Source organism: Pseudomonas sp. SED1 (genome assembly GCF_034044025.1).
GTDB lineage: Bacteria > Pseudomonadota > Gammaproteobacteria > Pseudomonadales > Pseudomonadaceae > Aquipseudomonas.
In genome coordinates this window covers 19,334-42,872 of record NZ_JAXCIS010000233.1, presented here as the reverse complement: position 1 = coordinate 42,872, position 23,539 = coordinate 19,334, and the positions used below count along the sequence as shown (strand labels likewise).

Genomic DNA, 23,539 nt, shown 5'->3' with positions numbered 1-23,539 from the left:
CGACCTTTACAACGCGAACGGCAGTGGTGTCTTGACCTGCTGGCGTTGCGCCAGGCGCACTTGAAACTCCCGCGGGTCGTGAATCAGCACGTCCTGCCCGGCGAACGATTCCGCCGCAATCAGGCGTGACAGCCAGAACCGCACACAGGCCACGCGCAACATGGTCGGCCACAGCTCCGCTTCCTTGGCGGTAAACGGTCGCAAGCCCGCATAAGCCCCCAACAATGCCCGCGCCCGTTGGCCGTCGATCACGCCGTCGGCGTCCGAGCACCAGTCATTCAAGGCGATCGCCACGTCATACAGCATTGGTCCGGAGCAGGCATTGTAGAAGTCGATCAGCCCGGTCAGGTGCGTGCCTTCGAACATCGCATTGTCGCGAAACAGGTCGGCGTGGATATTCGCCCGGGGCAGCGCGAGGATCTGCGCCTTATGCGCCTCGATCTCATCCAGCGCGGCTTGCAGCAGGCGCTGTTGTTCTGTGTCGAGGTGCGAAATCAGTTGCGCGCCTTCGCTGAGCATCCAGTCCAGCCCGCGATCGGTCTTGCGTTCCAGTACCTTGTCGCCTTGGGTGGCCAAGTGCAGGTGACCGAGCAATTCGCCCACTTGCACGCAATGCTGGGCGTTGGCGTCCTTGATGTGCTTGCCCGCCAGGCGCGGTTGCAGCAGCGCCGGTTTGCCGGCAAGCGTGCGCAAGGCCACGCCGTCGGTGGTACGCAGGGCGTAAGGCACTGGCAGGTCGGCGTCGTGGAGCACGTCCAGCAGTTCGATGAAGAACGGCATTTCCTGCACGGGGCCGCGCTCGACCAGGGTCAGGACAAACTCGCCCTGTTCCAGGCTGATAAAGAAATTGGTGTTTTCACTACCAGCGGCAATCCCCTGGAAATCAAGCAGGCGGCCGAGCCCGTAAGGGGCAAGAAAGGTTTCCAGCTCGGGCCGAGCCAGGGGGGTGAACACAGACATGGTTAAAACTGCCGTTACGGGCGCTGCGGGGAGCAGCGCCGATTAAAGTTAAGAAATCATTTCCATTCGAAGATCTTCCATGACGGGATCAGCATATCCGGCTGGTCAGAGCGGATGAAGTTCGCATCGGTTCCGTCCGCGCGCACCAGGAAGTAAGGCGGAAAGCCTTTCTGAGTCACCTTGATTGCGTACAGGAAGCCATTTTGGCGGTATTCCTGGATGGTCTTGTCGCCTTCCGTGCGAATGGTGACTTCCGGGTCGCCTGAAGGGGCAGTATCTGCCGCCATGGCCACCATCGGAGTGAGTGCAATCAAGCCGGTCAACAACAGGCGATTTACTGTACGCATGATAACCTTGTCCCTTTGTCGTCATTGGTCCGGCTATTCTAGCGCCTGACCCGCCGAAAAGGTTGATCCTGCTCATGAGCCACGCCCCCCTCGTCCTGGTGGACGGTTCTTCTTACCTGTACCGCGCCTTTCACGCGCTGCCGCCGCTCACCACGTCCAAAGGCCTGCCTACCGGCGCGGTCAAGGGCGTGTTGAACATGCTCAAAAGCCTGCGCAAGCAATACCCGAACAGCCCGTTCGCGGTAGTGTTCGACGCCAAGGGCGGGACATTTCGCGATGAGCTGTACGCCGAATACAAGGCCAACCGCGCGAGCATGCCCGATGACATGCGCGTGCAGATCGAGCCGCTGCACCAGAGCGTGATCGCCCTGGGCTTCCCGCTGCTGTGCGTCGAAGGCGTGGAAGCGGATGACGTGATCGGCACCCTGGCCCGCAGCAGCGCGGCCGCCGACCGGCCGGTGGTGATTTCCACCGGTGACAAGGACATGGCGCAACTGGTGGACGGGCACATTACCTTGGTCAACACCATGACCGGTAGCGCCATGGACGTTGAGGGCGTGAAGGAGAAATTCGGTGTCGCTCCCGAGCAGATCATCGATTACCTGGCGTTGATGGGCGACTCGTCCGACAACATTCCGGGCGTTCCCGGCATTGGTCCGAAGACAGCGTCCGGCTTGCTGGTAGGCGTGAACGGCGGTTTGAAAGAGCTCTACGAGCAGCTCGATATCGTGCCGACCTTGCCGATTCGTGGTGCCAAGACCTTGGTCGCCAAACTCGAAGAGCATAAGGCGAGTGCGTTCCTGTCCTACGAGTTGGCGACGATCAAGATCGACGTGCCGCTGGATGTGGGCCTGGACGACTTGCACCTGATCGAGCCGGATCGCGAGAAGCTGCTGGAGCTGTACACGCTGCTGGAGTTCAAGAGCTGGATTGACGAGATTCAGCGCGATGCCAAGCGTGTTGAGCTGAGCGCCGCCCCATCGGCCGCAGTCGCGGAGGAAGCGATTGAAGCAGTCGCTCCGGTTTCTGTAGAGCCGGTGTACGAAACCATCCTCACTCAGGCTCAGTTTGATGCCTGGCTGAAGAAGCTCAACGACGCCAAGCTGTTCGCCTTCGATACCGAAACCACCGGGATCGACGCCCAGAAAGCGCAACTGGTGGGTGTTTCGTTTGCCGTGCAGGCCCATGAAGCGGCCTACATTCCGCTGACCCATTCCTACATCGGCGCGCCGGAACAGCTGGATCGCGACACTGTGCTGCTGGCCCTGAAGCCGTTGCTCGAAGACCCGGAAAAACTCAAGGTCGGCCAGCACGCCAAGTTCGACATGAACATCCTGGCCAACTGCGCCATCGGTGGCGACCCGGCACACGGCATCACCGTGCGCGGAATCGCCTTCGACACCATGCTTGAATCCTACGTGCTGAACTCCGTCGCGACCCGCCACGACATGGACAGCCTGGCGAAGAAGTACCTGGACTACGACACCGTCAGCTTCCAGGACATCGCCGGCAAAGGCGCCAAGCAGCTTACCTTTGACCAGATTGCCTTGGAGCAAGCCGGGCCTTACGCGGCGGAAGACGCTGATGTAACCCTGCGCCTGCACCAGGAACTGCATAAGCAACTGTCGGCCATTCCTACCTTGGCCAGCGTCGTGTCCGACATCGAGATGCCGCTGGTGCCGGTGTTGGCGCGCATTGAACGCCAGGGCGCCCTGGTGGATGCCGCCTTGCTGGGTATCCAGAGCATCGAGCTGGGCAACAAGATGGTCGACCTGGAGCGCCAGGCCTACGAGATCGCAGGCGAGGAATTCAACCTGGGTTCGCCCAAGCAGTTGGGCGCGATCCTCTACGAGAAGCTAGGGCTGCCGGTGCTGAAGAAGACCGGCAAGGGCCAGGCCTCGACGGCCGAGGAAGTCTTGGCCAAATTGGCTGAAGACGACTATCCGCTGCCGAAAGTGCTGATGCAGTACCGCAGTATGAGCAAGCTGAAAAGCACTTACACCGACCGCCTGCCCGAGCAGATCAACCCGCGCACCGGGCGGGTTCACACGTCCTATCACCAGGCCGTCGCGGCTACCGGGCGTCTGTCTTCCAGCGATCCAAACCTGCAGAACATTCCGGTGCGTACCGCCGAAGGCCGGCGGATTCGCCAGGCGTTTGTCGCACCGAAAGGCTACAAACTGCTGGCGGCGGACTATTCGCAGATCGAGCTGCGCATCATGGCGCATTTGTCCAAGGACGAAGGGTTGCTGAATGCGTTCCGCGACGACCTGGACGTGCACACCGCCACGGCGGCCGAGGTGTTCAAGGTTGAGTTGGCTGAGGTCACGTCCAATCAGCGTCGCAGTGCCAAGGCGATCAACTTTGGCCTGATCTACGGCATGGGTGCCCAGAAGCTCGGCAAGGACATTGGTGTCGACACCAAGACCGCCAAGGCTTACATCGATGTGTATTTCGCCCGCTACCCGGGGGTTCGCGAGTACATGGACCGCACCCGCGCCCAGGCGGCTGATCAGGGCTACGTGGAAACCCTGTTCGGGCGCCGCCTGTACTTGCCTGAGATCAACTCCAACAAGCCTCAGGAGCGTGCTGGCGCCGAGCGAACGGCGATCAACGCGCCGATGCAGGGTACCGCAGCCGATATCATCAAGAAGGCCATGGTCAAGGTCGACAACTGGCTGACGGCCTCGGGCCTGGATGCCAAGGTCATCCTTCAGGTGCACGATGAATTGGTGCTGGAAGTGCGTGAGGATCTGGTGGCTGAAGTCAGCGCGAAGATTCGTGAGCACATGAGCGATGCGGCGAAGCTGGATGTGCCGCTGGTGGTGGACGTCGGCGTGGGCGACAACTGGGACGAGGCGCACTAAGCACGGGCCTGGGCCGCGGCGTCATGCCGCGGCAGCGCTTTAGATCGGAAAACGCGGCGAGTTATTTCCAATAGTTTTTTTAGCGTGCTGGAACTTAACCCGTGAATTGCTACTCAGAGTTACTGAATGGGTGGTGAAGCCCTTCAATGCTCCTATGTTGTGTTAAGTGTTGGCAGATATCTGGACCCCGCCCTAGCGGTCCGGAACTTGGACCCCGAACTTCCCCTCCCCATACGAAGTCCGGGGTTTTTTTTGCCCCGAGTTTTTACTCGGCGGCTTCCGAACCCTTGTCAGCCAGTTCCATCCAGCCTGCCAGTACTGTGTAGGCATCTTCCAGGCCCATGCGTTTTGGCGCCGAGAACAGCTGGATAGTCACCGCATCGCCCCAACCTTTACGGATTTCTGCCTGCACTTTGAGCAGGGTGTTTTTCGCTGCGCCGTAGGTCAATTTGTCGGCCTTGGTCAGCAGGACATGCATCGGCATGCCGCTGGCGACGGCCCAATCGAGCATCAACAGGTCGAAGTCGGTCATTGGATGACGGATGTCCATCATCAGAATCAGACCCTTCAAACTCTCCCGGCCACCCAGATAAGCTTCCAGGTGACGCTGCCAGTGCAGCTTCAGCGGGATAGGTACTTTTGCGTAACCGTAGCCCGGAAGGTCGACCAGACGCCGATCATCGTCTAGCTTGAAGAAGTTGAGGAGCTGTGTGCGCCCCGGGGTTTTCGAGGTGCGGGCCAGGCTGGCGTGGGTCAGGGTGTTCAGCGCGCTGGATTTACCGGCGTTGGAACGGCCGGCGAATGCGACTTCGAAGCCTTCGTCATCGGGGCATTGGTCGACTTTGGCGGCGCTGAGCATGAAGGTGGACTGTTGGCACAGGCCGAGGATGGGATTCTTGAGTTGCATGAGTTTTCCGATGTGGGCGGTGCCGGGAATGGGTGCGGCAAGCGGTGTCGTTTCCGTTTCAGTAGCGCCAGTATATAATGCCGCAGATTTTGTGTGTGCTTTGTCCCAGCGAAGGATGAAGTTCACGGGAGCGATAGACCTTTATTGCGCATTAGAACGCAAAACGCTCTCAAACCCTGAAAAGGTCGATGTATGACCAGGTGGTTGCTAGCCGTCGGTGTCTTGATGCCACTTTACAGTGCTCAGGCTACACAGGATCCGGAGGCTGTGTACAACCGCGTTTGCGGGGCCTGCCATGCCGGACAGTTGCCCAACGCCCCGAAACGGGGTGACCAGGCAGCCTGGAAGCCAAGACTGGCTCAAGGTATGGACACGCTGGTGCAACACGTGACCCAGGGTTTCAAGGCGATGCCGCCGCGTGGTTTGTGCATGGACTGCAGTACCGAGGATTACCATGCCGTCATTCAGTTGATGGTGAGTGAACCCGGTCCATAACTCTTTAACCCTTAGCCGTAGTTGGATTAGCTGATGAACAAACTGATCGTGAGTCTGCTGTTGACCTTGGGCATCACCGGTGTTGCCCATGCCGCAGGCGACGCCACAGCCGGCCAGGCGAAAGCTGCCGTATGTGGTGCTTGCCATGGACCGGACGGTAATAGCCCGGCGCCAAACTTTCCAAAACTGGCCGGCCAGGGTGAGCGTTACCTGACCAAGCAGATGCACGACATCAAGGACGGCAAGCGTACGGTCCTGGAAATGACCGGCTTGCTGACCAACCTCAGCGATCAGGACCTGGCGGATATCGCGGCGTATTTTGCCAGCCAGAAAGGCAGTGTGGGAGCTGCTGATGCGAAACTGGTGACCCGCGGTGAAGAATTGTTCCGCGGCGGCAACCTGGAAAAAGGCATGCCTTCCTGCATCGGCTGCCACTCGCCTAACGGCGCAGGCCTTGCTGCAGCGGGCTTCCCGCACTTGAGCGGGCAGCATGCGCAGTACATCGGCAAACAGCTGACAGACTTCCGCGAAGGCAATCGCACCAACGACGGCGACACCAAAATCATGCAGAGCATCGCCGGGAAACTCAGCAACAAGGACATCGAAGCCGTGTCCCAATACATCCAAGGCCTGCACTAAGTGCCCCGGCTACGTTAACGCTCGATTAATCCGTCGATGCAAGCATAAAAAGGGTGGCCCAGGCCGCCCTTTTTTGTGGCCGGTGCCGTTACACTAACGAACTCATGCCCGCGTAGACCTGTCACAACAAAGGTCGCGTGAGGCGACTTTATTTGTCCAGGAGTAAAGCATGCGTAATCTGATCCTCAGCGCCGCTCTCGTCACTGCCAGCCTTTTCGGCATGACCGCACAAGCAGCCGACGTGCCGCTTGAAGCCGGTAAAACCTATGTCGAACTGACCAATCCTGTGCCGGTTTCCGTACCGGGCAAGATCGAAGTGGTGGAGCTGTTCTGGTATGGCTGCCCGCATTGCTACGCTTTTGAGCCAGTCATCAATCCGTGGGTCGATAAGCTGCCTCAGGACGTGAATTTCAAACGTATTCCTGCCCTGTTCGGCGGCCCATGGGACGCCCACGGCCAGCTGTTCATTACCCTGGACACCATGGGTGTAGAACACAAGGTTCACGCGGCTGTGTTCAATGCCATCCAGAAAGAAGGCAAGCGCCTGGTGAAGCCTGAAGACATGGCCGATTTCGTCGCCACCCAAGGCGTCGACAAAACCAAGTTCCTGGAGACATTCAACTCGTTCGCTGTGAAGGGCAAGATGGCCCAATACAAGGAACTGGCCCAGAAATACGGCGTGCAAGGCGTACCGACGCTGATCGTCAACGGCAAATACCGCTTTGACATCGGCAGTGCCGGCGGCGAAGAGCAAGCGCTGAACGTGGCCGATCAGTTGATCGCCAAAGAGCGCGCAGCCAAGTAAGGGGCCTGTCATGCGTCGCTGGGGTACTGAACGTGTCGTTGGCCTGCATGACCCGAAGGTCAACGAACACCACTTGGAATCCACAGGCCTGCCGGCAGACAGCCGGTTGCGCCTGCTCAGTTTCAATATCCAGGTGGGCATCAGCACCGAGAAATACCGGCATTACCTGACCCGTGGCTGGCAGCACCTGCTGCCCCACAATGGGCGTGCCGGTAATCTGCAGAAGATCGGTGACCTGCTGGGCGACTTCGACCTGGTAGCCCTGCAGGAGGCCGATGGTGGCAGCCTGCGTTCGGGCTACATCAACCAGGTCGAGCATCTGGCCCAGCTGGGTGCCTTTCCCTACTGGTACCAACAGCTCAATCGCAACCTCGGCAAACTCGGCCAACACAGCAATGGTGTGCTCAGCCGCCTGAAGCCGTGGGCGATCGAGGATCACCCATTACCGGGCCCAAAAGGCCGAGGGGCGATTCTCGTGCGGTTCGGCGAAGGGCCGGAAGCGTTGGTAGTGGTGATGATGCACCTCGCGTTGGGGGCTCGAACCCGCACCCTGCAGTTGGCCTACATCCGTGAGCTGATTGGCAACTACAAACACCAGGTGCTGATGGGTGACATGAACACCCATGCCACAGACCTGCTACAGAATTCCCCGTTGCGCGACCTTGGGTTGCTGGCGCCGCAAGTCGAAGCCACCTTTCCCAGCTGGCGTCCGCAGCGCTGTCTTGATCACATCCTGCTCAGCCCGACCCTGACACTCGAAAGTGTGCAGGTACTGGCGCAGCCCATCTCCGATCACCTGCCCGTCGCGGTAGAGATTCGTCTGCCGGGTTCGCTCACGGCTGATGCATTGCCCGCGTTGAGCCCCGGCCCTCGCGGACCTCTTGCATGAGCGACGACGCCCAGCGTTGGAAAGAAAAATACCTTAAAAGCGTCGAGCAACAAGAAAAGCTCGAGCGCCGCTGGGCCGCCCGCCTCGACCTGCTGCGCCGGGGGCTGGTACGCAGCACCCTGGCGGCAGAAGGGACCGACCGCGCGGTTGACCAATGCATGAAGGAAATGCGCGACGTGGTGCGCACCGACGACATGGACGCCGCCCTCGCCGCATTGTTGCCGCGTCTGGAAAAGGCGGTGCTGGATTCTGAGCAGCGCCGCGAAACCCGGGTTGACCAGATCGGCAGCGCGTTGACGGCCTTGGTCACCCAGTTGCAGAAACTGCCCTTGCCGCGTGAGGTGAGTCGCCCGCTGAAGGCGTTCGCCAAACAGCTGGATGGTCGGGTCGGCCAGGCGCGGGAGATCCCGCTGTTGCTGAGTGAGTTGAGCGGCCTTCAGGGGCAGGCGTTGAGTAACCTGGAACCAGAGGGCGAAACGAGTCGCTCGAGCCCTGGCCTGTTGCAGCGTCTGTTTGGCGCCAAAGAAGCAGCGACCGAAGCCTCGGAGGTCGAGCCGCCCGCGCCATCCCGCCCGGCTGTTCAGGCGCCTGCTGTGCCAAAGCCGGTGGATGAAGTTGAAGCGCCGGCGCAATCGGCGGAGCTGACCCAGGCGCTGCGGGCTTTTGCACCGCAGCCGAAGGTCACGGCCCCTGTCGAGTCGTCCCCTGAGCCCGTACCGCAAGTAAAGCCTGTCGAGGTTATCAGCGAAGCGGCGCCAGTGGCACCCGCCGTCGTGGCCAAAGCGCCCGTCATCGAGGCATCTGCTGCGATTATCGAACCACTGGAGCCCGAACAACCGCTTGAGCCGGAGGTTGAGCCAGCGCTCGAGAGTGCTCTTGCCGCCATGGTCGAGGCACCAGAGGTTCAGGCCTGTGAGCCGGAGCAGACGGAAATCGGCAGTCTTTCCTTGCCACCGGTCATGTCCGACGAGCCCGAAGAGTCGCCAGAGCTCAATCCCGACGAGCTGCAAGCGGATCAGACCTACGCCCTGCCCGACACCCCCGAGCCGTCTTACAGTTCGGTGGCCAAACACATCGAAGACACCCTGCTCGGCTTGTTGGAAGACCTGTCGCTGCCCGAGCGTCACAGGCCCCAGGCCGAAGCCATGCGTGAGCGCCTGGCCCACGGATTGAACTGGTACGAACTGCTGCCGATTCTCGATGACCTGGCGGTGTTGATGCTGGCGATTACCGACAGCGGCCAGCACGAGTTTGAAGCCTACCTCAAGCAACTCAACGAGCGTCTCGAGGCATTCCAGGGGCATCTGCAGGTCGCCAGCGACGGCCACGCCGACAGTCGCTCGGCCGCCAGAGAGCTGGATACTCAGATCCGCGAACAGGTGGATGGTTTGCAAACCAGCGTCCAGGATGCCGCGGATCTGGACAGCCTCAAGCACGTGCTGGAGAGCCATCTCGAAGGGCTGCTGGGCACCATGGACCAACACCAGCACCAGCGTGACCAGCGCGAGCAGGAAGTGGCTGCACGCCTCAAAAGCCTGGCCGAACGGGTCGCCAATATGGAGCAAGAGGCTCAGGGCTACCGAGAGCATTTGGAGGTTCAGCGCCAAAAAGCCTTGATCGATCCGCTCACCGGCTTGCCCAACCGTGCTGCCTGGACCGAGCGCCTGGAGCAAGAGGTCAACACCTGGCACCAGCGTGGCAACAGCCTGTCATTGGCGATGCTGGACCTGGATCACTTCAAGCGCATCAATGACGGCTATGGCCATCTGGCTGGCGACAAGGTGCTGAAGATCATCGCCACGGTGCTGCGAAAACGCCTGCGGCCCAACGACTTCATCGCACGCTTTGGCGGTGAAGAGTTTGTGTTGCTGGTGCCCAACTCATCACTGTCAGATGCGTTGGCCGTGGGTGAAACCCTGCGTGCAGCCATCGAAGCGTGCCCGTTTCACTTCAAGGGCGAGCCGGTGACCATCACGGTCTCCATGGGCGTGGCGCAGTTTCAGCCGGGTGAGCGCAGTGATCTGGCGCTTAAACGTGCCGACGAGGCGCTTTACCGTGCCAAGGCTGCCGGACGCAATCAGGTGCAGGCGGCCTGAAAATGTTCCATTTTGTTTAAAACTTTGCATTTGGCCGCCCGGCAGCAAACGGTACGTTACACTGTTGCATTATCGTCTTAAGCGTATTGTCTGCTGCCATGAAATTTCTGTGCTCCGCTTTTCTGTTTCTCCTGCTCGCCGGCTGCGCGAGTGGCCCTCGACTGGACACCAGCCATCCGTCGGTGAACCACGACAATCGTGTTCAGTTCGTCATCGTGCACTACACCTCGGCGTCCCTTGAGCGTTCCCTGGCACTGCTGACCCATGGCCAGGTCAGCAGTCATTACCTGATCGGTGATGACGCCTCGGCCACCATCTATAAACTCGTGGATGAAAGCCAACGCGCCTGGCATGCCGGGGAAAGCGAGTGGATGGGCCGCACCTGGCTCAACTCCAGCTCCATCGGGATCGAGATTGTGAACCCGGGCTATCGAGACCTGCCGACGGGCCGCGTGTGGTATCCGTACTCCGAAGCGCAGGTGCAGTCGCTGGTGGTGCTGCTCAAGGACATCAGCAAGCGCAACGGCATCGACCCACGAAACATCATTGGCCATAGCGACATCGCCCCGCTGCGCAAGCTGGATCCGGGGCCATTGTTCCCGTGGAAGCGCCTGGCGGATGAAGGGCTGGGCATATGGCCGGACGCCAAGGCGGTTGCCCGTTACCAGGTGCAGTACGCAGCCGAGCTGCCGAGCATTACCTGGTTCCAGGAAGAGTTGGCGAAGCTGGGCTATCCGACGCCGCAGACGGGCGAGCTGGGTGTGGCAACGCGGCATGTGGTGGCCGCGTTCCAGATGCATTTCCGGGCGTCTCTGTTTGATGGGACGCCGGATGCCGAGAGTGCCGCGATCCTGCAGGCGTTGAATCACCAATAACGGTTGGCGCGTGATCCTACAGGGGCAGCGCCATATAGAACTGTGTTCCCTGCCCTGGCCGTGAATAAACCCCCATCCGGCCACCGTGCAATTGCACAATCTCCTTGCACAGCGCCAGGCCCAGCCCGGCGCCGCCTTTCTTGCGGCCTACCTGCACAAATGGTTCGAAGATTCGTCCCTGCTGGCCGTAGGCAATGCCTTCACCGTTGTCTTCGACGCTGACAATTACCCGTTCGCCATGACGACGCGCCTGCAAGCGGATCTGTCCACCGTCGGCCGTGTGCCGCAGGGCATTGCCTAAAAGGTTGTCGAGCACCCGCTCCAGCTGCGCTCGATCAGCATGCAACCTTGGCAGCGGGGATTGCTCCTCAACCAGCAGCTCGATGTTCTGCGCGTTCGCCTGCTCTGCGAAACGCGCGCGGGCATGTTCCAGCAGGTCGCTGATATCGCACGGGCCGAGGGTCAGTTTCTGTAAGCCATTCTGATAGCGCGAGAAGTTGAGCAAGTCGTTGATCAACTGCATCAGGCGCTGCATTTCCTCATTGACGGTATCCAGCAGGTCCGCTTCGCGGGATTCCGCAGGAAACTTCGCCCGTTCCCGGAACAAGCCGAATGCCATGTGCATGCCCGTGACTGGCGTGCGTAATTCATGGGACGCGCGCAACACGAACTCACTGCGCACCCGTTCAAAGGCGCGTTGTTCGGTAACGTCATGCAGCACCATCACTGCGCCCAGAATGTGCCCCTGGGTATGGCTCACCGGCGTCAGGCTGTACGTCAGCAGGCGCAGCTCACCCTCAACCTCCACTTCCAGGTCTTCAGGTGCGCGTTCGAGGTTGCCGCCGCGCAGCACCAGATGCAGTTGCTCATCCAGTTCCGGGCGGCCCAATGCTTCGCCAAGGCCTTGGCCCAGGCGGTTCTCGTCCCAACCCAGTTGGCGCTGCGCTACCGGGTTAAGGTGCTCCAGGCGACCTTGGCGGTCGATCATCAGCAGGCCGTCGTCGATGCTGTCGAGCACCGCCTGCAGGCGTTGCTGCCCGGCGAGCAGCTCATCGACATTGGTTGCCTGATGTTGGCGCAACGCTTCGGCCATGATGCCGAAACGCCGGGTCAGCAAGTTCATCTCGGCGGCTGACGAAATGGGCAGCGTGACTTCGAAGTTGCCCTGGCCGATCTTGTCGGCGGCCTTGGCCAACGCTTCGATCGGACCGCCAAAGCGCCGGGCGATCCCGTGGGCGGTGACGAAGCCTATGATCAGCACCGCCAGCCCGACCAAACCCAGCAAGCCGGCGATCAACAGCGCGCGCTCACGGGACTTGTGTTCGGTGTCGTTGATGTTATCCAGGGCTTTTTTGTGCTCGGCGATCAGGCCGTTGCGCAAAATGTTGAAACGCTTAGTCAACTCGTCGTTGTTGCGCAACTGCGCCGGAGCGTTCTCCTTTTTATCGAATGCCTCGAGAAAGCTCAGGTAATCAGTCTTGGCCTGGGTGAAACCGCTGGTTGCCGCATCCTTTTCTTCGTGTTCGATGCCTTGCTGCAGCAGCGCGAAATAACGTTGCTTGGAATCTTCCAGCGCAGCGGTATTTGGCTGCTCGTTGAGCATGATCATCAGCTGGTCGCCGAGGGTCTGCCGCAGCTTGAGGCCCAGGTCCAGGGTGATGAAGTTGCTGCGAATCAGCGATTCCTGGGTCTTGGCCATTTGCATGACACTCACCAGGCCCAGCAACAATCCCAGCAGGGCAACGGTGATCAGCGCGGAAATGCTCAGGAACAGCCGAGTGCGCAGCTTCATCGCAAGCTTCATAGGCTACAGCTCACAGGTTGTATTGTTTGCGTTTGCGGTACAGCGTTGACGCATCAATGCCGAGGGTTCGTGCCGCCTGGTCCAGGGTGTCACTGGTGGCCAGTACGGCGCCGATATGGGCCTTTTCCAGTTCATCCAGGCTTAACGCCGCACCAATACGCGGGGCGTTGTTGGTCGGCTGTTCGGCCATGCCGAGGTGGCTGATCTCAACCTTTTCCTGCGGGCAGATGATGCTGGCTCGCTCTACCACGTTGCGCAGCTCGCGAATGTTCCCCGGCCAGCGGTAGTTGAGCAGCGCCTCGCGGGCTTCATCGCTGAATCCGCGCGCCGGCCGCGCATATTCCTTCACAAAGCGCGCCAGGAAGCGGTCGGCCAGGGTCAGGATGTCTTCGCTGCGCTCGCGCAGGGGCGGCAGGTGCAAGGTGATGACATTCAGGCGATACAGCAGGTCTTCGCGGAAACGACCGTCGCGGACCATGTCTTCCAGGTTCAGGTTGGTAGCGGCGAGAATTCGCACGTCGGCGCGGCGAGTCACTGGATCGCCGACGCGCTCGTATTCCTTGTCCTGGATAAAACGCAGCAACTTGGGTTGCAAGGTAAGCGGAAAGTCGCCGATCTCGTCGAGAAACAGCGTGCCACCATCTGCCTGGTTGACCCGGCCCAGGGTGCTTTCGCTGGCGCCCGTAAACGCACCACGACTATGGCCGAACAGCTCGCTTTCCATCAGCTCCGCCGTCAGCGACGGGCAGTTGATGGTGACGCAGGATTTTTTCGCCCGCTTGCTCCAACCGTGTATCGCACGGGCCAGCTCACCTTTACCGGTGCCGGACTCGCCGAGGATCAGGATGTTCGCATCTGTACCCGCCACCTGGCGTGCCGTTTCCAGCACCACCATCATTGCCGGGCTGTGAGAGTCGAGACCGTCCTTGGGTTTGCGCACTTCGCCTTCGAGGGCTTCCAGGCGCGCCGACAGTTGGCGCACCTCCAGCTGCTTGGCGGTGGCCAGGCGCAATTGGTCGGGGCTGCATGGCTTGACCAAGTAGTCGGCCGCGCCGGCCTGGATCGCATCCACGGCGGTGTCGACGGCCGAATGGGCGGTGACGATCACCACGCGCATCCACGGCGCCTGGACGCGCATTTGCGCCAGTACGTCGAGGCCGTTGTCTTCGCCCAGGCGCAGGTCCAGGAAGCACAGGTCAAACACCTGGCGTTGCAGCAAGGCGTCCGCTTGGGCGGCGCTGTTGGCGGTGGCTACTGTGTAGCCTTCATCTTCCAGGCAGTAACGGAAGGTGCGAAGGATCGCGGATTCGTCATCCACTAAAAGAATACGGCCTTGAAGTTCCTTGGCTGATTCCATCTGTCCCGCGCTCCCACTAAGAATGAATGATGTTGTTTAGTCCCGGAATAATCGGGCAAGTTGCATGGTTTATTCTGATTGATTAAAGCCGTCATCGCGCAGCTATCTGCGCTTCTTCTTACAGAGACGCCGATTCATGGCGTTTTTATCTCCCTGTAGCCACTTCGGCAGTCGAACGTTGCTTTCCTATCCCCTGATCCGACCAGTGACCATCGTGCATTTCGCACGGTAAGGATAGGGGCATCGTGCAGGATGCTCGTGGTGTCAAAGCGCTTTTGTTTTTAACTAATTGATTTTATTGAGTTTTATTTTGTTAAAAAACTGGCACGCAGGCTGCAATACACCTCATACGAGCGTCACCAACGAATAATCAGATCAGAATGCGGGAGACACACAGCATGACTCGCCAAAGCCTCACTCAACTGCGTGTATCGCCACTGCGTCTGCAACAGGGGCTGTTTGCCAGCCTGGCCCTGTTGGTGACTTTGATCGGCGGTCAGCAATTGGCGCATTGGCAGCAGAGTCAACAGCAAGTCGCGCATTTTGAACGTCCGATGATGACCCAGACCCATTTCCGTTCCGTCGGCAGCACCACCGCCGACGTGACAACCCCGCAACTGACGGCGGTTGAACAAGACTCCACCCTCGGCGACCTGCCTTATCAGGAACGCTGGGTGTTCTAGGCAAGACACGGTCCTTGAACCAAGCGACCGCAAGCATCACCGCTGTTACCCCTAAAAGAAGCGTAAGGAGAATCACCATGTTGAGTTGGGCAATCACATTTCTGATCATCGCCATTGTGGCTGCAGTCCTGGGCTTCGGTGGTATCGCGGGCACCGCCACGGGTATCGCCAAGATTCTGTTTGTGGTCTTCCTGGTGATGTTCATCGCTTCCTTCTTCTTTGGCCGTCGTGGCCGAGGCTAAGCATGTTCAATTCGTCCCTTAAAGCCCTGGCTGCCGCCCTGTTGTTGGGCGGCAGCGGCCTGGCGCTGGCTGCCAATGACGGCCAGTCCCGGGCCAACGAAATGCTGAGCGCGGACCCGCAGTACCGCGAAACCTGGCAGAGCGTGGTCAAGAAGGAAGAGCGCTTGCCGGAATGGGTGATGAACCTGTCGGGCAGCGCGGAACAAATGAATGCCGTTGAAGAGGACGGTGACAAGTACTTGGTAGGGCCGCTCTGCGAAACCGCAGACACGTGCCTTAACAAGCGCCTGATCGTCGCTTTCAGCTTCGACAAAGAAGATGCGTACGCCATGTTGGTGGAAGTTCCTGCAGGCCTGCCTGCGGACAAATCGCCAACGCGGCACGCCGACTACCGCTATCTTGGCAAGCCGAACGAAGGCATGCAGAAGCTGTTGATGGAACAGCTCAAGAAAGATCCGAATTGGTACTAGGTTCGGTCTGACGACGCTGTCGTCTGCCGGCTTATCGTCCATAGAAAGAAGCACCATGCTTCTTTCTGTTTGCAACGCCCGACGAGGGCGCTGCATGACCAAGGGGTCGGGTTGCTCTGATCGTTCGGATCGGCGTGACCTACGGGTACATGGAGTGCCTGCGCAAGGGCCGGGTCAGGTGAAAAGCTGCGACGCAAGTTCCCAAGCCGATGGTTTGTGGAACTTGCGACGGGCTTGCGGCTCTTATGCCCGCTTCTGTCATACCGCCCATAGCGGCAATTTCCCTTTTTGCGTCGCCTCAACCATTTCTTGGTGTTTCCGCGTGACCATCTATCGAGAAAGTTTGTCTCCTGCCAGACAAGTTTTTCGATGGTATGCGTAGGAATTTACAGCAGTTTTCAGCCGCAGCCGTAGATTTTCAAAAAACCCTGCGCGAGCCTGAAATGGCCGGTTCGCGGCATTTATGCCTGCCGAAATGTCACATTCGAACTGACCGTTCAGACAGAAAAACTCAAAAAAACTCATGCCGATTCGGCATAGGGTAGGCGTTTACGGCATTAGACGTCGCCTCCTTGCATCGGAATAGTTGCGCCTTTTTTCGCCTGCCAGTGAGCCATATCGGCCAACTGCGGTGACCTTCTACGGGGGCAGATGCACACACTTTTTCGCTTCCGAGCGTTCCAGCTGCTGGCGCATCTGCCTGAGTCCACTTGAAGTAAGGGTAATGACATGAAGAAGGCAAAGCTAAGCCTCGCCTGGCAGATCCTCATCGGTCTGGTGCTGGGGATTGCAATCGGTGCGGTGCTTAACCATTTCAGTGCTGAAAAGGCCTGGTGGATCAGCAACGTGTTGCAGCCCGCTGGCGATATCTTTATCCGCCTGATCAAGATGATCGTTATCCCGATCGTGATTTCGTCGCTGATTGTCGGAATCGCCGGTGTTGGGGATGCGAAAAAGCTCGGTCGGATCGGCGTGAAAACCATCCTTTACTTCGAAGTAGTCACCACCATTGCCATTGTGGTCGGCCTGCTGCTGGCCAACCTGTTCCATCCGGGTACCGGCATCGACATGAGTACCCTGGGTACCGTCGACATCTCCAAATATACGGCCACTGCCGCTGAGGTCCAGCACGAGCACGCGTTCATCGAGACGATCCTCAACCTGATCCCGTCGAATATCTTCGCCGCCGTCGCCCGTGGCGACATGCTGCCGATCATCTTCTTCTCGGTGTTGTTCGGCCTCGGCTTGTCGAGCCTCAAGCCTGAACTGCGCGAGCCTCTGGTCACCATGTTCCAGGGCGTGTCCGAGAGCATGTTCAAAGTCACCCACATGATCATGAAATACGCCCCGATTGGTGTATTTGCCCTGATCGCGGTGACCGTCGCCAACTTCGGTTTCGCCTCGCTGCTGCCGCTGGCCAAGTTGGTGATCCTGGTTTACGTCGCCATCCTGTTCTTCGCCTTTGTGGTGCTCGGCCTGATCGCCCGTCTGTTCGGCTTCTCGGTGATCAAGCTGATGCGCATCTTCAAGGATGAGCTGGTGCTGGCCTACTCCACCGCCAGTTCCGAAACCGTGCTGCCGCGTGTGATCGAGAAGATGGAAGCCTACGGCGCGCCGAAGGCGATCTGCAGCTTTGTGGTGCCGACCGGCTACTCGTTCAACCTCGACGGCTCGACCCTGTACCAGAGCATTGCGGCGATCTTTATCGCGCAGTTGTATGGCATCGACCTGTCGATTGGCCAGCAACTGATGCTGGTGCTGACCCTGATGGTTACCTCCAAAGGCATCGCCGGCGTGCCGGGTGTGTCGTTCGTGGTGCTGCTGGCGACCCTGGGCAGCGTAGGTATTCCGCTGGAAGGCCTGGCGTTCATCGCCGGTGTCGACCGCATCATGGACATGGCGCGTACTGCACTGAACGTGATCGGCAACGCCCTGGCCGTACTGGTCATCTCCCGCTGGGAAGGCATGTACGACGACGCCAAGGGCGAGCGTTACTGGAACTCCCTGCCGCATTGGCGTACCAAGCAAGTGATGCCGGCCGGCGAGACCTCTCGCGGCTGATTGCCAGAGTTGGCTCCTACACAAACCCCGGAAAATTCCGGGGTTTGTCGTTTCTGCCAGCCCCGCTATCATTCGCCCCATCTTTCGGGGGATTCAACTGATGCTCAATGGCCTGTGGCTTGGCTTTTTTATCGTGGCGATGGTGTCCGCGCTGGCGCAATGGCTGATTGGCGGTAACGCCGGCATTTTTGCGGCGATGGTGGAAAGCATATTCGCCATGGCCAAGCTGTCGGTCGAGGTCATGGTGTTGCTGTTCGGCACGCTGACCTTGTGGCTGGGCTTCCTGCGCATCGCCGAGAAAGCCGGGATCGTCGATTGGCTGGCCAAGGCCCTGGGGCCACTGTTCCGGCGCCTGATGCCGGAGGTGCCCGCCGGCCACCCGGCCATCGGCTTGATCACCCTCAACTTTGCCGCCAACGGCCTGGGCCTCGACAATGCGGCCACGCCCATCGGCCTCAAGGCCATGAAGGCGCTGCAAGAGCTCAACCCCATCCCCAACACCGCCAGTAACGCGCAAATCCTGTTCCTGGTGCTCAACGCGTCCTCCCTGACCCTGCTGCCGGTCACCATCTTCATGTACCGCGCCCAGCAAGGTGCACCGGACCCGACGCTGGTATTCCTGCCGATCCTGCTGGCCACCAGCGCCTCGACGCTGGTGGGCCTGCTGTCGGTGGCGGTGATGCAACGCCTGCGGCTGTGGGACCCGGTGGTGCTTGCGTATCTGATTCCGGGTGCGCTGGTACTGGGTGGCTTCATGGCCTTGCTGGCGACGCTCTCAGCCACTGCGCTGGCGGGGCTGTCGTCGATCCTCGGCAACCTGACGCTGTTCGGGCTGATCATGTTGTTCCTGGTGATTGGCGCGCTGCGCAAGGTCAAGGTCTACGAGGCGTTTGTCGAAGGGGCCAAAGAAGGCTTCGACGTGGCCAAGAATCTGCTGCCGTACCTGGTGGCGATGCTCTGCGCGGTGGGCGTGTTGCGGGCGTCCGGTGCGCTGGATTTCGGCCTGGAAGGGATTCGCCATCTGGTGGCCTGGACCGGCATGGATACACGCTTTGTTGATGCGTTGCCGACGGCGATGGTCAAGCCGTTCTCCGGCAGCGCGGCGCGGGCGATGCTGATTGAGACGATGCAGACCCAGGGCGTGGACAGCTTCCCTGCGCTGGTAGCAGCGACGATTCAGGGCAGTACCGAGACCACGTTTTATGTGTTGGCGGTGTACTTTGGCTCGGTGGGAATCCAGCGGGCGCGGCATGCGGTGGGGTGTGCGTTGTTGGCGGAGTTTGCCGGCGTGGTTGCGGCGATTGCAGTGTGCTACTGGTTCTTCGGCTAAATCGCTGTCCGTGTAGGAGCGAGCTTGCTCGCGAAAAGCCGGAGAGCGACGCGGGGTATCAGGTTCCCCGCGTTATCGTTGACGATTTTCGCGAGCAAGCTCGCTCCTACATTGGTGGGCGACCTTGGCCCACCACCCAATCCACCACCTGTTTATTCAGTACATCTCCAGCCTGACCAAACCCGGCCACCACCGCCGGCACCTTGGTATCCCCCACCGGCTGCCTCACCTCAAACCGCTTGCTGGCAATAATCCGCTGATCACTGCCGCGAACCAGCCGCGCATCCAGCCGTATCACCACCTCAACCGCACTGCCGCGATACTCACTCTGAAACGCCTGTAACTGCCCGCCCAGCTCAAAGTCCGCCTGCAGATTGGTCTCATCGGTACTCAGCAATGTCACCCGCCCATCCCGCTGGAACCCGTCCAGCAACCGGTTACGCAACAGCACCGGTGACGGATCGCTCCAGCGGGAATTCGCATAGCTGCTGATCAGGTCGCCATTGGGCACCACCGCAATCCGCGGGCTGTCGAGGAATTCGCTGGTCTGCGGCTTGGCCACGCGCAGTGACCAGGTCACGGGGCTGGCTTGTGTGGTGGTCTGCGCCGAAGGCAACCGGTATACGTCCGAAGGGTCCGCCTTGGGCAAGATCGAACACGCACTGACCAATGCCAGGGCGACGGGGGCGATCACTTGGTAAGCACGCTTCATGGCGTGAACTCCTTGTTCTTGTCGCTGCCCAGCAGGTAACCGCTGGGGTTGGCTTCCAGGCGGCGGGAAATGGCGCGCAACGAGCCCAGGGTTTCCCGCAGCTCGCGCACCGCTGGCGCCAGTTCGTTTAGACCCTGCATGCCGCTGTTGAGGGAGTCCTTGTTGTTAGCCAGCAAGGTGTCGATGGTGGCCGTGCTTTGTTGAAGGGACTGCATGGCCTTTTCTGCGCTGCCGAACACCTGCTTGCCCTGATCATTGAGCAAACCATTGGCGTTGCGCATCAATGCGGTGGTTTGCTCCAGGGTGGCGCTGGCCTGTTTGCTCACCTGCATCAATTGCTGCATCACCACCTTGATATCGCCGCGTTGATCGGCAATCGCGCCGGTGGTCTGTTGCAGGTTATCCAGGGTGTTGCTGAGGCGGTCGACGTTCTCCCGGGAGAACATGTGGTTGGCGTTGTGCAGCAGCAGGTTGATGCTGGTCATCAGGTCATTGCTGTTGTTCAGCAGGCGAGCGATAGGCGACGGCGAGGCAATGATCTGCGGCAGTTCGCCGTCCTTGCCCTTGAGCTCCGGGCTTTGGGGAGTGCCGCCGCTGAGCTGGATGATCGAGGTACCGGTGATGCCGGTCAGCGCCAGCTTGGCCTGGGTGTCTTCCTTGATCGGCGTTTGCCCGGCCAGGCGGATGCGCGCCAACACCCGGCGCGGGTCTTTCGGGTCGAGGCGCAGGCTGGTGACATCGCCGACCTTGATCCCGCTGTACTGCACCGCACTGCCCTGGGAAAGGCCACTGACCGCCTCGTTGAAGATCACTTCGTAATCCTGAAACGCGCTGTCGACGCTGGATTTGGCCAGCCACAGGCCAAACAGCATGGCGCCGACCACGACGATCACGCTGAACAGACCGATCATCACATGATGGGCTCGGGTTTCCATGTCATACCTCGTTGAGCAGTTGAGCGGCATCCAATGCCGCGCGGCCCCGTGGGCCATGGAAGTATTCGTGAATCCAGGCGTCGTCGGTTTCCGAGACGACATCGATGGCATCCGCCACCAGTACCTTTTTCTGCGCCAGCACCGCCACACGGTCGGTGATGGTGTACAGCGTGTCGAGGTCGTGGGTGACCAGGAACACGCTCAGGCCCAACGCATCGCGAAGGGTCAGGATCAGTTGGTCGAAGGCGGCGGCGCCGATCGGGTCAAGGCCGGCGGTGGGTTCGTCGAGAAACAGAATGTCCGGGTCCAGCGCCAGGGCACGGGCCAGGGCCGCACGCTTGATCATGCCGCCGGAGAGTGACGATGGATATTTGTCCGCGGCCGACAGCGGCAACCCGGCCAGCGCCAGCTTAACCGCCGCCAGGTGTTCGGCATCGGGACGGCTGAGGCCAGCATGTTCGATCAGCGGCAAGGCGACGTTTTCGGTAACCGTCAGCGAGGAAAACAGCGCGCCCTTCTGGAACAGCACACCGAAGCGTCGTTCCACCATTGAGCGCTCGTGCTCCGAGAGGCTCGGCAAGTTCTGCCCGAACACCCGCACTTGCCCTTCGCTGGGCTGGCGCAGGCCAATGATGCTGCGCAGCAGCACCGACTTGCCGCTGCCGGAGCCACCGACTACGGCGAGGATTTCGCCTTTGTACAAATCCAGGTCGAGGTTCTCGTGCACGCTTTGCGGGCCAAAGCGGTTGCACAGCCCACGGACTTCGATCACCGCCTCGGTGGGCGCACGGCGTAAACGACTCACCAGCCCATCTCCATGAAGAACAGCGCGGCGACCGCATCCAGCACGATCACCACGAAAATCGATTGCACCACGCTGGAGGTGGTGTGGGCGCCGACGGACTCGGCGCTGCCGCTGACCTTGAAGCCTTCCAGGCAGCCGATGGCAGCAATCAAGAAGGCGAAGATCGGCGCCTTGATCATGCCGACGATAAAGTGCTGTACGCCGATGTCCGATTGCAGCAGCGAGAGGAACATCGCCGGTGAAATATCCAGGGCCACTGCGCACACCACACCACCCCCGATAATCCCCGAGATCATCGCCAGGAACGTCAGCATCGGCAGCGCCACCAGCAATGCCAGCACGCGGGGCAGCACCAGCAACTCCATCGGGTCGAGGCCCAGGGTGCGAATAGCGTCGATTTCTTCGTTGGCCTTCATCGAGCCGATTTGCGCGGTGAAGGCACTCGCGGTGCGGCCGGCCATCAGGATTGCGGTGAGCAACACGCCGAATTCCCGCAGGAACGAGAATGCCACCAAGTCCACGGTAAAAATGCTCGCGCCAAAACTGGCCAGCACCGTGGCGCCGAGAAACGCGACCACCGCGCCCACCAAAAAGGTCAGCAAGGCCACAATGGGCGCGGCGTCGAGGCCGGTCTGTTCGATATGCGCGACCATTGGCGTCACGCGCCAACGCTTGGGCCGGAACACGCCACGGGCAAAGGTTTCGAGGATCAGGCCGATAAAGCCCAGCAACTTCAGGCCGTCTTGCCAGACGGTGTACACCGCGCTGCCGATGCGCGCCAGCAACATGATGCCAGCGGCTTCTTCCGCTTCCTTGGCCGGTACACAGAAGTCGTTCAGGGAGCGATAGACGGTTTTCAGCAGTGCACGGTCGGCGGTCGAGAGGCTGCAGTCGGTCTGTTCGGCGGATTGTTCGATGCGCTCGGGCCCGAGCAATTCCACCAGCAGCGAGGCGCCGGCCGTGTCCAGGGCGCCGAGGCCGTTAAGGTCGATGCGCGCGCCAGCGTCGTACTGGCCGTCGAGCTTTTCCGACAGCTTCTTCAGGTTGGCATAGTGGGCAAGCGTCCAATCCCCCGTAATCCTCAGTTGTGGAGGTTGGGTGGACGTGTCCAGATGGGCTGCACCGGCCGTTGTGCTACTGGTCATAAGCTCCGAGCTTGTTTGGCTATTCCAGAATTCCTACGTAATAGCACGATCCTGCCTACTTTGGCGCGTCCGGCGTTGTAGCGCCCTGACCGGGGTCAGTCACCTTGAAGCGCAGCACGCCGATCACCTGACCATCTTCGGTCAGCACCCGCACCTGCCAGCGTCCCACCGAGTCGGGTGGGAAGTTCTGCTTGTGGGTCCAGGCCCGATAACCTTCCTTGCGCCCGCCATGGATATCCAGGGCGATACGGTCGACTTCTTTGCCGTTGAATTTCCACACATGGTAGATCCGCTCATCCAGCCCGCGCGGCGCGTTGATCGCGGTGTAGGCATACAACCCGCTGCTGCGCAGTTGGGCGGCGCTGACTTCTTTCAGGTCATCGCCGGGCGTGCGGTCCTGCAATTGAGTGCTGATGGCCACTTCGGTCATCCACAGCGTGGCGGGCGGCACCCAACTGCGCAGGAACCAGCCGGCGCAACCAATTGCCGCGGTAACCCCCAGTAGCATCGCCCAGCCTTTGATGCTGCGCAGCGGCAGGCTGACGGCCAGGCTCGGGATAGATAGTGCCATAGCCACACCGAGGGCCAGTTTGTAACTCTCGGCGGTGGTCAGGTGCAGGATGATCGGCAGCGCGGTCAGCAGGGCTGCGAACAGGGTCAGGGTATGCAGTGCCAGAAACAGCGAGCGTTTGGGCGCCAGCCACTTGTAGTACAGCGGGTCGATGATCGAGACCAGCGCCGCCGCGCCCAGCAGGCCGGTAAAAATCGACTGGCCGCTGTTCCAGGTGGTGGTGACAAAAAAGAACGGCAGGACAAAAAACAGGCTTTCCTGGTGGATCATCTGCGTGGCGTAGCGTAGCAGCGGTTCGGGAATTTCCCGTTTGAAGACTTTGCTGAACAGCTGGGTGAGGCTGTTTTCGTGCATCAGCCATAACCAGCTCACCAGCATAATGATGGCGATCCAGCTGGCCATGCCTTGCTGGCGATCCACCAGGATGAAGCTGCCCACACCCGAGATGAAGCCGCCGAGCGCAATCACCCCTGGGTAGCGCTTCATCAGCTCGAGGATGCGCTGGATGTAGTGGGTCAGCATAGGCATTCGGCAGTTCACAGTC

The 23,539-nt window shown here is 60.2% G+C and carries 22 protein-coding genes; 12 read left to right on the top strand and 10 right to left on the bottom strand.

What is annotated here, in order from left to right; genetic code table 11:
• Nucleotides 1–6 precede the first annotated feature (6 nt).
• The gene (locus tag SNL23_RS30085; protein ID WP_076013322.1) at nt 7–960 is read right to left on the bottom strand and encodes a homoserine kinase; all 954 of its coding nucleotides are present in this window, start codon (nt 958–960) and stop codon (nt 7–9) included.
• 56 nt (nt 961–1,016) lie between these two features.
• Nucleotides 1,017–1,307 carry a DUF2782 domain-containing protein gene (locus SNL23_RS30080; protein WP_003214814.1) on the bottom strand — a complete coding sequence of 97 codons (291 nt, stop codon included), beginning with the start codon at nt 1,305–1,307 and terminating at the stop codon, nt 1,017–1,019.
• A gap of 74 nt (nt 1,308–1,381) precedes the next feature.
• Between SNL23_RS30080 and polA the strand changes: the two genes are divergently transcribed.
• A complete protein-coding gene (gene polA / locus SNL23_RS30075; RefSeq protein WP_318304559.1) occupies nt 1,382–4,174 on the top strand; it encodes a DNA polymerase I in 2,793 nt (930 codons plus the stop codon).
• A 265-nt stretch (nt 4,175–4,439) separates the two neighbouring features.
• On the opposite strand, the gene yihA is transcribed toward polA, so the two are convergent.
• Nucleotides 4,440–5,081, bottom strand: a complete 642-nt coding sequence (yihA, locus tag SNL23_RS30070) for a ribosome biogenesis GTP-binding protein YihA/YsxC (RefSeq protein ID WP_003214811.1) — start codon at nt 5,079–5,081, stop codon at nt 4,440–4,442.
• A gap of 192 nt (nt 5,082–5,273) precedes the next feature.
• On the opposite strand from yihA, the gene SNL23_RS30065 reads away from it, so the two are divergent.
• The 6 genes from SNL23_RS30065 (at nt 5,274) to SNL23_RS30040 (ending at nt 10,880) form a co-directional block, all read left to right on the top strand.
• Complete coding sequence (locus SNL23_RS30065) at nt 5,274–5,576, top strand: c-type cytochrome (protein WP_076013324.1); 303 nt, start codon at nt 5,274–5,276, stop codon at nt 5,574–5,576.
• 33 nt (nt 5,577–5,609) lie between these two features.
• A complete protein-coding gene (locus SNL23_RS30060) occupies nt 5,610–6,215 on the top strand; it encodes a c-type cytochrome (RefSeq protein ID WP_076013325.1) in 606 nt (201 codons plus the stop codon).
• A gap of 169 nt (nt 6,216–6,384) precedes the next feature.
• Entirely contained in the window at nt 6,385–7,020 is a 636-nt protein-coding gene (locus SNL23_RS30055; RefSeq protein WP_008439638.1) for a thiol:disulfide interchange protein DsbA/DsbL, read from the top strand.
• 10 nt (nt 7,021–7,030) lie between these two features.
• Nucleotides 7,031–7,909, top strand: a complete 879-nt coding sequence (locus SNL23_RS30050; protein ID WP_010168652.1) for an endonuclease/exonuclease/phosphatase family protein — start codon at nt 7,031–7,033, stop codon at nt 7,907–7,909.
• Nucleotides 7,906–10,005 (top strand): diguanylate cyclase, encoded by a 2,100-nt coding sequence (locus tag SNL23_RS30045; RefSeq protein ID WP_318304558.1) that lies wholly within the window; start codon nt 7,906–7,908, stop codon nt 10,003–10,005. The genes SNL23_RS30050 and SNL23_RS30045 overlap by 4 nt, the downstream gene beginning before the upstream one ends.
• Before the next feature lie 98 nt (nt 10,006–10,103).
• Nucleotides 10,104–10,880: an N-acetylmuramoyl-L-alanine amidase gene (locus SNL23_RS30040; protein WP_318304557.1), complete on the top strand. Its 777-nt coding sequence runs from the start codon at nt 10,104–10,106 to the stop codon at nt 10,878–10,880.
• 16 nt (nt 10,881–10,896) lie between these two features.
• Here SNL23_RS30040 and SNL23_RS30035 read toward each other — a convergent pair whose 3' ends face one another.
• Together SNL23_RS30035 and algB are read right to left on the bottom strand one after the other, a co-directional pair.
• Entirely contained in the window at nt 10,897–12,684 is a 1,788-nt protein-coding gene (locus SNL23_RS30035; protein WP_318304556.1) for a KinB sensor domain-containing domain, read from the bottom strand.
• A gap of 10 nt (nt 12,685–12,694) precedes the next feature.
• Nucleotides 12,695–14,041, bottom strand: a complete 1,347-nt coding sequence (gene algB / locus SNL23_RS30030) for a sigma-54-dependent response regulator transcription factor AlgB (protein WP_076013329.1) — start codon at nt 14,039–14,041, stop codon at nt 12,695–12,697.
• 398 nt (nt 14,042–14,439) lie between these two features.
• Here algB and SNL23_RS30025 point away from each other — a divergent pair, with 398 nt between their 5' ends.
• The 5 genes from SNL23_RS30025 to SNL23_RS30005 all read left to right on the top strand — a co-directional run bounded on the left by SNL23_RS30025 (nt 14,440) and on the right by SNL23_RS30005 (nt 18,827).
• On the top strand, nt 14,440–14,724 hold the full coding sequence (locus tag SNL23_RS30025; RefSeq protein WP_318304555.1) for a hypothetical protein: 285 nt from the start codon (nt 14,440–14,442) through the stop codon (nt 14,722–14,724).
• Nucleotides 14,725–14,801: 77 nt separating this feature from the next.
• Complete coding sequence (locus SNL23_RS30020) at nt 14,802–14,966, top strand: DUF1328 domain-containing protein (RefSeq protein ID WP_003170804.1); 165 nt, start codon at nt 14,802–14,804, stop codon at nt 14,964–14,966.
• 2 nt (nt 14,967–14,968) lie between these two features.
• A complete protein-coding gene (locus SNL23_RS30015) occupies nt 14,969–15,436 on the top strand; it encodes an inhibitor of vertebrate lysozyme family protein (protein ID WP_318304554.1) in 468 nt (155 codons plus the stop codon).
• Nucleotides 15,437–16,165: 729 nt separating this feature from the next.
• On the top strand, nt 16,166–17,497 hold the full coding sequence (gene gltP, locus SNL23_RS30010; RefSeq protein WP_167664656.1) for a glutamate/aspartate:proton symporter GltP: 1,332 nt from the start codon (nt 16,166–16,168) through the stop codon (nt 17,495–17,497).
• Between the two features lie 100 nt (nt 17,498–17,597).
• Nucleotides 17,598–18,827: a nucleoside recognition domain-containing protein gene (locus SNL23_RS30005; protein ID WP_167664657.1), complete on the top strand. Its 1,230-nt coding sequence runs from the start codon at nt 17,598–17,600 to the stop codon at nt 18,825–18,827.
• A gap of 106 nt (nt 18,828–18,933) precedes the next feature.
• On the opposite strand, the gene SNL23_RS30000 is transcribed toward SNL23_RS30005, so the two are convergent.
• Genes SNL23_RS30000 through SNL23_RS29980 form a run of 5 tightly spaced genes read right to left on the bottom strand, consistent with a single transcriptional unit; the run spans nt 18,934 to nt 23,523 of the window.
• Nucleotides 18,934–19,539 (bottom strand): ABC-type transport auxiliary lipoprotein family protein, encoded by a 606-nt coding sequence (locus SNL23_RS30000; protein ID WP_318304553.1) that lies wholly within the window; start codon nt 19,537–19,539, stop codon nt 18,934–18,936.
• Nucleotides 19,536–20,474 carry an MlaD family protein gene (locus SNL23_RS29995; protein ID WP_076013334.1) on the bottom strand — a complete coding sequence of 313 codons (939 nt, stop codon included), beginning with the start codon at nt 20,472–20,474 and terminating at the stop codon, nt 19,536–19,538. The genes SNL23_RS30000 and SNL23_RS29995 overlap by 4 nt, the downstream gene beginning before the upstream one ends.
• 1 nt (nt 20,475) lies before the next feature.
• Nucleotides 20,476–21,279, bottom strand: coding sequence for an ABC transporter ATP-binding protein (locus SNL23_RS29990; RefSeq protein WP_010168669.1), 804 nt, complete (start codon nt 21,277–21,279; stop codon nt 20,476–20,478).
• Nucleotides 21,276–22,424 (bottom strand): ABC transporter permease, encoded by a 1,149-nt coding sequence (locus tag SNL23_RS29985; protein ID WP_076013335.1) that lies wholly within the window; start codon nt 22,422–22,424, stop codon nt 21,276–21,278. Before SNL23_RS29985 ends, SNL23_RS29990 begins: the two co-directional genes overlap by 4 nt.
• A 55-nt stretch (nt 22,425–22,479) precedes the next feature.
• Nucleotides 22,480–23,523: a DUF5924 family protein gene (locus SNL23_RS29980; RefSeq protein WP_318304552.1), complete on the bottom strand. Its 1,044-nt coding sequence runs from the start codon at nt 23,521–23,523 to the stop codon at nt 22,480–22,482.
• Nucleotides 23,524–23,539: the final 16 nt, after the last annotated feature.